This is a genomic window from Thiorhodococcus mannitoliphagus (assembly GCF_010915725.1).
In the GTDB taxonomy this organism is placed as follows: Bacteria; Pseudomonadota; Gammaproteobacteria; order Chromatiales; family Chromatiaceae; genus Thiorhodococcus; species Thiorhodococcus mannitoliphagus.
Window position 1 is genome coordinate 1 of the sequence record NZ_JAAIJR010000151.1, and the last position, 11,533, is coordinate 11,533.

9 protein-coding genes and 1 pseudogene are annotated in these 11,533 nt (G+C 62.9%); 9 read left to right on the forward strand and 1 reads right to left on the reverse strand.

The features are described from left to right. Positions 1 to 722 precede the first annotated feature (722 nt). From G3480_RS22500 to G3480_RS22530, 7 genes are all read left to right on the forward strand, one after another. Complete coding sequence (locus G3480_RS22500) at positions 723 to 3,197, forward strand: diguanylate cyclase (RefSeq protein WP_338114204.1); 2,475 nt, start codon at positions 723 to 725, stop codon at positions 3,195 to 3,197. Between the two features lie 610 nt (positions 3,198 to 3,807). Beyond that, positions 3,808 to 3,984 carry a CsbD family protein gene (locus G3480_RS22505; protein ID WP_164656297.1) on the forward strand — a complete coding sequence of 59 codons (177 nt, stop codon included), beginning with the start codon at positions 3,808 to 3,810 and terminating at the stop codon, positions 3,982 to 3,984. A 250-nt stretch (positions 3,985 to 4,234) separates the two neighbouring features. Next, entirely contained in the window at positions 4,235 to 4,591 is a 357-nt protein-coding gene (locus tag G3480_RS22510) for a hypothetical protein (protein WP_164656299.1), read from the forward strand. A 51-nt stretch (positions 4,592 to 4,642) separates the two neighbouring features. Beyond that, on the forward strand, positions 4,643 to 5,662 hold the full coding sequence (locus G3480_RS22515; protein ID WP_164656301.1) for an efflux RND transporter periplasmic adaptor subunit: 1,020 nt from the start codon (positions 4,643 to 4,645) through the stop codon (positions 5,660 to 5,662). Then, a complete protein-coding gene (locus G3480_RS22520) occupies positions 5,662 to 6,906 on the forward strand; it encodes an ABC transporter permease (protein ID WP_164656303.1) in 1,245 nt (414 codons plus the stop codon). Before G3480_RS22515 ends, G3480_RS22520 begins: the two co-directional genes overlap by 1 nt. Before the next feature lie 247 nt (positions 6,907 to 7,153). After that, positions 7,154 to 7,447, forward strand: coding sequence for a type II toxin-antitoxin system TacA family antitoxin (locus tag G3480_RS22525; RefSeq protein ID WP_164656305.1), 294 nt, complete (start codon positions 7,154 to 7,156; stop codon positions 7,445 to 7,447). Then, positions 7,435 to 7,923, forward strand: a complete 489-nt coding sequence (locus G3480_RS22530; RefSeq protein ID WP_164656307.1) for a GNAT family N-acetyltransferase — start codon at positions 7,435 to 7,437, stop codon at positions 7,921 to 7,923. Before G3480_RS22525 ends, G3480_RS22530 begins: the two co-directional genes overlap by 13 nt. Positions 7,924 to 8,528: 605 nt before the next feature. Here the strand turns inward: G3480_RS22530 and G3480_RS22535 are convergent. Next, positions 8,529 to 10,076: an ATP-binding protein gene (locus G3480_RS22535; protein WP_164656308.1), complete on the reverse strand. Its 1,548-nt coding sequence runs from the start codon at positions 10,074 to 10,076 to the stop codon at positions 8,529 to 8,531. Positions 10,077 to 10,215: 139 nt separating this feature from the next. Here G3480_RS22535 and G3480_RS22540 point away from each other — a divergent pair, with 139 nt between their 5' ends. After that, positions 10,216 to 10,959: an ABC transporter ATP-binding protein gene (locus tag G3480_RS22540; RefSeq protein WP_206171849.1), complete on the forward strand. Its 744-nt coding sequence runs from the start codon at positions 10,216 to 10,218 to the stop codon at positions 10,957 to 10,959. A gap of 308 nt (positions 10,960 to 11,267) precedes the next feature. Next, positions 11,268 to 11,533: pseudogene (locus G3480_RS22545) on the forward strand (hypothetical protein); the annotation flags it as partial.

The window sequence follows — 11,533 nt, forward strand, 5'->3', positions numbered from 1 at the left end:
AACGGTTCTGCCTGGCGCCAAAAATCATCGGACATCTCTTGAAAGGCCATGGCATCCTCGATACGCGTGATTGTCGTACCTAAGATACTATCTTATTTGGCATTTTAATTATTAAGCATTTTCTGTTCCGGATATCCTCTAAGCGGCCGCTACCCTGGGCCTGGAGGCCAACCTGAGTGATCGCCAACAGGCTCGCGATGTCGTGCTCGGTGATCCGATCACGCGGGCTCTCCTTCCCCGTCATCCAGGCGCGACTCGAATCTTCGAGAATGATTGACATCATGGACCCTCCGCACGGCAACCGACATCCAAGGCGCACCCTATACTCTTCGGGCAAGTCGCGTCAGTTCGGTGTCGCACAGATGATCCAAGCGGGAAGGATATTCACCCTGTTCCGCGCCTTTCGGGCACTAGCCGTCGGTGCAAAAGGTTCCGACCGGTGAGCATGCCCCGTCCGCCTTGGGAGTTGCCTGTGAATGCCGATCTGCGCATCACATGAAACCGGGTGCGACGATCAGTGGTGATGCGCGCTGGCCATCTTCTGTTGGGCCGACGTTAGGTGGTCCTAGAGGCGTCCTTTACCTGGGCCTCGACGCTCGGCCCAACTCGAGACATCAGTTTCCTTCACACAGCATGAAACCAAGCAACCCCTCATGGACGCGGTTTAGGGCTTATCATGGTGTTTTCGACGCAGCCAAGGGAGCTTCATGAGGAAAACGCTTGTGGGCGAGGCTAGAGAGCGAGCCAGGCGCGCAGCGCACTCAGGGTGCAGCGGTCTCCTTGCGCGCCTGACCCTGTTTTGCCTCGCCGTCTGCGTTGCACTCCCGGCGCTTGCCCTGGACCGCGTGACCCTGCAACTGAAATGGCGTCATCAGTTTCAGTTCGCCGGCTACTACATCGCCCTGGAAAAGGGCTATTACCGTGATGCGGGGCTGGAGGTCCGCTTCCTCGAGGCTGGACCGCACACCGATCCCGTCGCCGAAGTGATCTCGGGCAGAGCGCAGTTCGGGGTCGGCAGCAGCGAACTCCTGCTGTCACGACAGACGCACCCCGTCGTCGCGCTGGCCCCCATCTTTCAGCACTCGCCGTTCGAACTCCTGGTTCGTGCCGACCGCGCGAGCAATCTCCACGAGCTGGTCGGACAGCCGATCATGATGGAGACCGGTTCGGCCGAGATCCTGGCCCTGTTCGAGAAGGAAGGCGTCGAGCGCGACAAACTCGTCATCAATTCTCACAGCCTGGGGGTCGATGCACTGCTAAATGGTCAGGTGGCCGCGATGTCGGCCTATTCCACCACGGAGCCTTATCTTCTACGACAGGCCGGCCTCGACTACAACGAATTCTCGGCCCGCGCGGGTGGCATCGACTTCTACGGCGACATCCTCTTTACCACCGAGTCCGAGCTGCGGTCACACCCCGAGCGAACGCGGGCCTTTCTCGCGGCTAGCCTGGAGGGCTGGCAGTACGCCATGAGGCACATTGATGAAAGCATCGAACTCATCATGGCCAAGTACAACAGCCAAGAGCGCACCCGCGCGCACTATCGCTTCGAGGCCGAGGAAACTCAGCGTCTAATGCAGCCGGATCTGGTCGCGATCGGGCATGTCAACCCCGGCCGCTGGCGTCATATCGCCGATACCTATGCCGCGCTGGGCATGCTGCCCGAGCATTTTTCACTGGATGGATTTCTCTATGCGATCGAGCTGCCCAGGTTCGATCGAGGCCTGCTGGCCGCGCTGACCTTTGCCATGGCGGTGGCACTGATGCTGGCATTGCTGAGCTGGCGCGTGCACGGCCTCAACCTGCGTTTGCGCGGGGAGATTGCGCAACGCAAAGCGTCGCACCACAAGCTCGCGGAGAGCGAGGCACTGCACCGCCTGCTCACCGAGAACAGCGGCGATGTCATCTGGATGCTCGACCTCGCGAGTCAGATGTTCGATTATGTCAGTCCCTCGGTCCAGCGCCTGCGTGGATTCACGCCCGAGGAGGTGATGGCGCAACCCTTAGAGAATGCGCTCACCCCGCAATCGGCGGAAAAGGTCGCGGCCCTCATGGGTGAGACCGTCGAACGCCTACTGGCGGGTGACACCGAGGCGGGCTACGTCACCGCCGAGGTCGACCAACCGCACCGCGACGGCGGCATCGTGCCGACCGAGGTCGTGACAACTTATCTGTTGGACAAGGCTGGCCAGCCCGTCAAGATCCTCGGGGTCACGCGCGATATCTCCCAGCGCAAGGCCCTGGAGGCTGAGTTGCGCACCCGCGTCGCCGCCATCGAGGCCGCCGCCGACGCCATCGTCATTACCAACATTCAGGGCTACCTGCTCTATGCCAATCCGGCCTTCAACCTGCAAACCGGCTACGACCCGGAGTCCGTCAAGGGTCGGCATTCGCGGATCCTCAACAGCGGCAAACACCCGAGGGAATTCTATGCGCACCTCTGGCAGACCGTGCTGGCCGGCCAGATCTGGCGTGGCGAGCTGATCAATCGTCGCAAAAATGGTGAGTTCTATGAGGAGGAAATGACCATCTCGCCGGTCAAGAACGATCACGGCGAGCTCCAGTGTTTCGTCGCCATCAAGCGCGATGTCAGCGAACAACGGGCCATGGAGCGCGCCTTGCAGGCTGCGAACCAGGAGCTTCAGGAAAACCTGGAAAAGATCGGTCGCCTGCAGGTCATCCTCGCCGAACAGGCGGTCCGTGATTCGCTCACCGGCCTCTACAACCGGCGTTATCTCGACGAGACCCTGCCACGCGAATTCGCCCGTGCCAAGCACGAGGGCTATTCACTGACCGTCGCCATGCTCGACGTGGATTTCTTCAAGCGTATCAACGACACCTGGGGTCATCCGGTCGGCGACGAGATGCTCAAGGCGCTGGCCAAGCGCCTGCGCGAGGGGGTGCGCGAGGGCGATATCGTCTGTCGCTATGGGGGCGAGGAATTCCTGCTGCTGCTCCCGCATATCACCCAGCAACTCGCGTTCGAGCGCGCCGAGCGGTTGCGCCTTGATTTTGCCGAGAGCGTGCTGGAGTGCGTCGACACCAGGATCCAGGCCACGATTTCCATTGGCCTCGCCAGTTATCCCGACCACGCCCAAGCCCCGGACGCCCTGATCGAGCAGGCCGACGCGGCCCTGTATCGCGCGAAGCGATCGGGGCGGAACCGGACCGAGATCGCGCCAGCCGCCGAAGGCTAGGACATCGCCTGCTTCATGAGCCGCGCGGAGCCCTGAATCCGGGCGTTCAACAGGCCCGAGCCACCTGCAAGCATCGGTCTCGATCATCCTTTGATCCAAGCGCACGGCCGCGGTGGGAGCGGCGCCCCGCCGCAACGGGCGCGCGATCGCGGCGGGGCGCCGCTCCCACGTCGCTTTGCCTGAAGGATACACGGCGCCTACTCAACCAAGGAGGCTTTCCGGGAATTCTTATACCTTTGCGCCTCGGACAATGCTTGTCGCAGTCGGGGCGAATGAATTCGCCCCCACAGAACCTAGGGTTAGTTCCTTTCCCGCAAATCACCTTTGGTCACCGTCGGCGGAACGCGCCTTGGATGGCGCATCAAGACAGTGCTCTGGTGCCTCGATCGAGGTGACATTCGGGAACATATCAGCGGCGTTGAGTCTCACTCCAACGTGAGCTTGACGGAAGCCGCCGTGACCGTCGGTTCGATCACGCACAGAAAGAAATGCGCCGTCTATGTGTGTTGCCGCACCGACTGCCAGTCGTCGCGCGCGTATTTTTCCATCAGCGCGGGGAAATTGCAGTCCGCGCTGGGGTGACGGCTCAATTCAATGACAGGACAGACAGATGAACAAAGAACAGGTCAAAGGTCGCTACGAAGAAGCCAAAGGCAAAGTGAAGGAAGTCGCCGGTCATGTTACCGGCAATGAATCGTTGGAGATGAAAGGAAAGATCCAAAAGAACGCCGGCAAGGTTCAGGCAGGCCTGGGTGATGCCGAGGCGGAGATCAAGAAAGACAGCTAAAGACGCGAAAGACGCGCCGTTCCGAGTGCTACAAAGGCGTTCGGACAGGCGGTCTCGATCATCCTTTGATCCAAGCGCGCGACCGGTGGGAGCGGTGCCCCGCCGCGACGGTCGCGCAATCGCGGCGGGGCGCCGCTCCCAGGTCGCTTTGCTTGAAGCATGCAGGGTCGAGTCAACCGACTGGACGCTTCGATGATCAACGCCGGAATGGCCGTTCGTTCGACGCATGTTCACGAATGGGAGTATGAGCATGTCACTCGGTACTCACCGAGGGTACAGCCAGGTGGAGGTTCACAAGATCATGCCGACCGAACAATCCCCGCGTGACTCGCAACGCCTGGAACTGCGCACAGAGCCCCAGGCCATGACGACCGCTGCCGACAAGGTCAAGCGCGATGCCATAATGCACAAGCGCATGGGGCGCGATCTGGACCGGATGCCCGACCATCTCGATTTCAACGAGGACCAGGTCACCCAGATCAAGGCCCTGTTCGATACGCAGCAGAGAAGTCCAGAACTGACGCGGACGAGACTGCGTGAGCGCATTCTTGGGCTACTGACCGACGAGCAGTGGGCGATCATCAATGAGCGGAAGCGTCCTGACTGAGACAGAGAGGGCGAAGGGCTGGACCCGACACGCCGACACCGATAGGGAACTATGCGCGGCAAATGGACGTTAGTCCTGGTCATCGGCGTGCTGATGGTCGCCGGCGCCTGGCTCTGGTGGCGGCAGGCCCCGGTCGCCGTCACCGTCGTCCATCCAACACGCGGCCCCGCCGTGGAGGCGATCTACGCCACCGGCAGCGTGGAGCCCGGGGTCATGCTGCCGATCGCCTCGCGGGCGGCGGGCAATCTGGTCGAACTCAATGTCGACGAGGGCGATCAGGTCGTCAAGGGACAGACGCTGGCACGGCTCGACGATACGGACCTGACCAACACGGTGCAGGAACTCGACGCCCGGGCACGTCTGGCGCGGCTGAATCTCCAGCGCATGCAGGAGCTGGTGCAGCGCAAGGTCGTGGCCACCATTGATCTCGACCAGGCGCGCGCCGATCTGGATGCCGCCGAGGCGGTGCTGAGACGCGCCAAGGCGCAGCGCGGTTTCATGACGCTCACCGCGCCTGCGGATGGTCTCATCATCCGCCGCGACGGCGAGGTCGGCCAATTCATCCCGGCAGGGCAGGCCGTGTTCTTCCTCTCCTGCTGCGCGCCGCTGCGGGTCACTGCGGACGTGGACGAGGAGGACATCCCAAGGGTTCGGGTGGGGCAGAAGGTGGTCCTGCATGCCGATGCACTGCCGGGGCAGGTATTCGACGGCACCGTCAGTCAGATCACGCCCAAGGGCGACCCGGTGGCGCGTACCTTTCGGGTCCGCATCCGGCTCGCCGATCCGGCGGGCTTGCGCATCGGCATGACGGTCGACGCCAACCTCATCCTGATCGAGCGATCGAACGCCCTACTGGTGCCGTCGACCGCCCTGCAGAAAGGCGCGCTCTGGCTGGTGGCGGACGGCCAACTCCATCGCCAGCCGGTGCACATCGGCGTGGCCGGCGCGAAGCTCACCGAAATTCTCGATGGCGTGTCACCGGATGCCCAGGTCGTCGCAATGCCCGCTGAAGACCTGCGTGACGGCGCCGCCGTGCGCATCCGCCCAACCGACACCAGGCCCCAGCCCTGATGCGCATCCAACTCCAGGTCGCGCTTACCCATCTCACCGGGCGTCGACGCCAGACGCTGGTCTCGCTCACCGGCGTGGTGCTCGGGGTCGCCTTCTTTCTGGCGGTGTCGTCCCTGATGCGGGGCTCCGAGCAGGACTTCATCACGCGTCTGGTCGACAACAGTCCGCACATCACCGTCTCGGACGAGGTGCGCCGACCCCGGACCCAGCCGGCCGAGCGGCGCTGGGCCGACGGGGCGGTCAAGATCCGCAGCCTCAAGCCGCAGACCGAGACGCGCGGCATTCGCGGCTACCGCGAGAAGCTCGCGCTGATCGAGGCGATTCCGGGGCTGCGGGTCGCGCCCGTGCTGGTCGGCTCGGCCGTGCTCACCTTCGCCGGCCGCGAGGAGGGTGTCACCCTCTCGGGCATCGTGCCCAAGACCATGAAGACCGTCTCCACCATCCAGGACAAGATGATCGAGGGCTCGCTCGATGCGCTCGACGCTAACCCGAACGGGATCGTCATCGGCACCGGGCTGGCCGAGAAATTCGACCTCGGGCTCGGCCGCAACCTGACCCTGGTGGCCGCGAGCGGCGCCAGTCGCGCCATGAAGGTGGTCGGCCTCTTTCGCACCGGCAATGCCTCGGTCGACGAGACCCAGACCTTTACGCTGCTCAAGCGCGCGCAGGTCATGTTCGAGCGGCCCAACCGGGTCAATCGCTTCCTGATCCAGCTCGACGACGCCTATGCCGCGCGCACCGTCGCCCAACGCATTGAGGACGCCACCGGCGACAAATCGGTCTCCTGGGTCGAGGCCTCGGAGGACATCCTGAGCGTGCTGGTGGTGCGCAACATCATCATGTACAGCGTGGTGGCGGCGATCCTGGTCGTGGCCTCCTTCGGCATCTACAACACCCTCTCGACCATCGTGCTGGAGAAGACCCACGACATCGCAATCCTCAAATCCATGGGCTTTCACGCGCGCGACGTGCGGCTCATCTTCCTGTTCGAAGGGGTCGTCATCGGCCTGATCGGCAGCCTCTTCGGCCTGGCCATGGGGGCCGGACTCATGCACGTCCTGTCGCAGGTCCAGATCAAGCCACCGGGCGTCTCGGAGCAGGTCTTTCTGCCGATCTGGTGGGGTGCGCAGCAATTCGCCCTGGCCACGGCCTTCGCCATGACGTCCTGCATCCTCGCCGCCTGGCTCCCGGCGCGGCGCGCGGGGAGGGTGCATCCGGTGGAGATCCTGCGGGGTGCGGCCTGAGCGCAGCGCCGCGCGCAGCCGAACTCGATCCCGATGAGGTGGAGTCGGTTGGCCGAGCGGGCGGCACTCAGAAAGATTGACACTCTAAGAAAGTGTCCATCAATTGTTTCCCGATGCGAGCGATGCCGCCCGAAATCCCCCCTAGCCCCCCTTTGCGAAAGGGGGGAAGTTGTTGATGGACAGATCCTAAGTCCGAAATATACAATGTGTATCACATCCGCAGTCCCACCCAAAGCCGAGGTGCGCCATGCCCGCTTCGTCGTCCAAAGCCCAATCAGCGCCAATCACCCGAGCCGTTAACCTCCGGGTGCGGGAGGAGATTCGCGACCTGATCGATCAGGCCGCCAGGATCCAGGGTCGGTCGCGGTCCGATTTCATGATCGACGCAGCCCGCAAGGCCGCCGAGGAGACGCTGCTCGATCAGGCGCTGGTCAGGGTCGATCAGGAGACGTACGAGGACTTCCTGGCCGTACTGGACCATCCCCCGGCTGGAGAGGGATACGAGCGCCTGATGTCTGCCTCGAGCCCATGGAAGGCGTGACCCTAGAAGCCCCTGCACCGCTCACTGAGACGCATCGAGTCGAGGATTTCTCCTCTGGTGTCCAACCGCTTGACGAGTGGTTGATTCGCCGCGCCTGGAACAATCAGGTCAGCGGCGCCTCGCGTACCTACGTTGCTGCGGCTGCGGGGGCGGTGGTTGGGTATTACTGTCTGGCTTCGGGGGCGCTGGCGCTGCGCGAGGCGCCTGGCCGCATCCGGCGCAACATGCCTGACCCCGTTCCGATGGCAATTTTGGGACGCCTGGCCGTCGATCAGACCTGGCAGAGACGGGGCCTCGGCGTCGCTTTGCTCCGCGATGCCGTCGAGCGCACCCGGGCGGCAAGCATGATTCTTGGTGTTCGCGGACTCTTGGTGCACGCCCTGTCAGCACAGGCTGCGGCCTTCTATGTCCACCACGGATTTGTCGCGTCGCCGACGAATCCCCTGATGCTGGTACTGTCGCTGAAACGGATGTAGCCGGGTAGGGTATGCATCGCGTACCTGACACCCTCGCAATCGGCACGCACGCACACCGATGCAAGGGGCGAACCTCATGTAAGAAAGTGTCCATCAATTGTTTCCCGATGCGAGCGATGCCGCCCGAAATCCCCCCTAGCCCCCCTTTGCGAAAGGGGGGAAGTTGTTGATGGACGCTTTCTAAGGCGATTTCCGGGAAACAACATACCTGCGGTTTCGATCCCGTAGGATGGGCAAAGCCCTGGCGATGCGCTTCTTTCGGAGTGCCGAGGGTCGCGGGGCGTGCCCATCATCCCAGCTCAGCGTCTTGCAAGATGGGCACGTCCGTCTGGCGTCGAGGCTAGGATCGAGCCCAGAGCGCGGACTTTGCCCATCCTACCGATCCGGATCTATTTGGGTAAGATCATTTCCGGAAATCGCCTAAGAAAGCGCTCATCAATTGTTTCCCGATGCGAGCGATGCCGCCCGAAATCCCCCCTAGCCCCCCTTTGTGAAAGGGGGGAAGTTGTTGATGGACGCTTTCTAAGTAACGGCTCAGAAACAACCAAAACACCTCTAGGTTGGGCAAAGCGAAGCGTGCCCAACATCAGCGTCTGAATCCTTCCTTACAGGGTCTCGGTCTCGAAGCCGACCAGGGTGCGCCGCTCGCGGCTGAATTCGATTCCGATGAGGTGGATGGGTTGGCCGAGTGCGCGGTACTTGTCCGCATAGCCGCGATCCTTGATCTGTTGCAGTGCCCGGCCCTCGGGCGCTAGCTCGACGACTTTGAATTCAAACAGCCAGATCCGCGCGTTGAACTTGAGCCTCAGATCGATACGCCCGAGTTGAGTGGCGTCCTCGGCCGCCAGGTCCAGGCCCAGTGCGGCGAGATGGCTGTAGAAGACGCTGGCATAGTAGCCCTCGTAGTGGGCGATGGGGTTGGCGGTATGCCACTGATGCGGGATGGCGGCGAAGAGTGATTCGACATGCAGGCGCAGTGCATCGAGGTCGCCGACAACCAGTACATCGTAGAGCCGGCTCGCCAGCTCGCTGACCTGTCCCGGTTCACCGATCAGGGCCTTGGCCAGGCTGTCGTTGAGCGCGCTTTCGACCTCCAGGTTCGGATAACTCAGGGTGTATTCGCGCCGCGCGCCCATCTGTCGCGACCCGGTGAAGGTCAAATAGCCCGTCTGCCACAGCAACGCCTCGGGGGCCAGATGATCGACGTCGAAGGCCGACAAGAGCGCCTCGTCGGCCCGCAGATGCGCGAGTCGGGGGGTAAAGAAACCACGCTGGGTTAGCAGATCGACCAGGAAGGTCGGCGTGCCGGTCTCGAACCACCAGGTGCGGAACTCGCGTGCATCGAACAGAAGCAGCAGATCGAAGGGGTTGTAGACCGCCTCGCCGGTCCAGTTGTAGCCGTTGTACCAGGCGCGGATCTGATCGCGGTCCAGGCCATCCAGCTCGGGGGCGAACACGCTGTCGACGTCCTGCTCGGTATAACCGCACAGCGCCGAATAGCGGGCGTCGACCGTGATGTCCTTCAGGTTGTTGAGCCCCGAGAAGAGGCTCGCCTTGCTGAACTTGCTCACCCCGGTGAGAAAGGCGAAACGGATGTGGGCGTCGTTGTCCTTGATGACCGAATAGAGGTTGCGCAAGCCATCGCGCATGGTGCGGGCGGTATCATGGTCATGCAGATTGTCGAGGATGGGTTTGTCGTATTCGTCGACCAGAACGACCACGCGCTGGCCGGTTGCGGCATGGGCCTGACGGATCAACTCGCCGAAGGCGCCAGCGACATCGAGATCCGGATGGACCGTCACCCCCAAGGTCTCGCGGTTGATGCGCAAGAGATCGACGATGCGTGCGTCCAGGTGCGCGCGACTCTGGAGCACGCCTCCACCGAAGCTAATGCGGATCACCGCATAGCGGGTCGTCCAGTCCCAACCCGGATGGATCAGCAACCCGCGAAACAGGGGCTCGTTGCCGGCGAAGAGCTCCGCGATGGTGTCGATGAGCAGCGACTTGCCGAAGCGGCGCGGGCGTGAGAGAAAATACTGACTGCCCTCGTCGATCAACCGCCGGATGAAACCGGTCTTGTCGACATAGTAATGATCCGCTTCCCGGATCTTGGCAAAGGTCTGGATTCCGATCGGCAGTCGACGGCGGTGCATGAGGGGCCTCGGCGGCGCGCAGGTTGCTGACATCCTGGGTCATGTTAGACCTGCTCGGCGTGAAGGGCTCAAGAATCTAAAAGCCTCCGGCGTTGCCGGGGGATGATGACGGCGGGAGTTGGTCAATGGATCCTTCCTTATGCAACCGCCTTTCGACCATCTTGCATCCGATAGCGATCCTGCGGGGCGCGGCGTGAGCGCGGTGCTGCGCGCGGAGCATCTGGTCCGCATCCTGCCCGGCGAGGTTCCGGTAACACTGGTGAACGACGTCAGTCTCGCCATCGAGCGCGGCGAGTTCATCTGCATCATGGGTCCGTCCGGGTCGGGCAAGTCCTCGCTGCTCTATCTGCTGGGCCTGCTCGATGTCCCGACCTCGGGGCGGGTCTGGCTCGACGGCGAGGAGACCTCGCGCTATGGCGAGGACGACCTGGCGAACCGCAGGCTAGAAAAGCTCGGGTTCGTGTTCCAGTTCCATTTCCTGCTCGCCGAGTTTTCGGTGATCGACAACGTCACCCTGCCAATCCGCCGTCTCGGTCGGCTCGATGCCCCCGCCGCGCGTGCACGGGGGCTTACGCTATTGGATCGACTGGGCGTCGTCGAGCAGGGCGCCAAGTACCCGCACCAACTTTCGGGCGGGCAGCGCCAGCGCGTCGCCATCGCCCGCGCCCTGGCCAATGACCCGCTCGTCCTCCTCGCCGACGAGCCGACCGGCAATCTGGATTCGGCATCGGGTGGCACGGTGCGGGAGATTCTCCAGGATCTGGCGCATGAGATGGGCAAGACGGTGGTCGCGGTGACCCACGATGCGTCTTTTGCAGCCGCCGCCGATCGGCGCATTGGCATCGTCGACGGGCGGATCGATACGGACTGGCGGGCCGGTTAGCGCAAGACGGCCGATGTCACGGCCACTTTAGGAAGCAGGCCTCTTGATGCGTTCCGGGCGGCTGAAGCAGCTCAGGCCTGAGAGCGGCGGCATTCGCTGCTGCGGGAGCGGCGCCCCGCCGCGACGGCTTGCGGTTGCTGGGGCTGATCGCGCCCAGGGCGGCACTCCCACGCCTGTGCCGATAGAGCTGTATAAGCACGCTAGACCTTTCTAATACATCGATAGCGCCAAAAAGGTCTAAGCTCTGCCGAGAGACGGAAAACGCTGGGGGGCGAATGACAGAAACGGATGACCGACGCGAAGCAACCATGACACCGACAGACCTGCAGGGGGAAGCGCAAGCGGGTCATGAAGAGACCCTGCGGCAGCGGGCCGAGCGGATCGCAGCCGACGCGGCGGCCCAATCACCGCAAGCCATGGCCGCACTCTCGCCGGAAGACCTCCAGCGGCTCGTCCATGAGCTGCGGGTGCATCAGATCCAGCTGGAGCTGCAAAACGAGTGCGGCCTTGCATTGATGTGGCTTCTTGGGATAGCGTGCAAGCCACTTATGCATCTCAGGAAACGCATCATGGC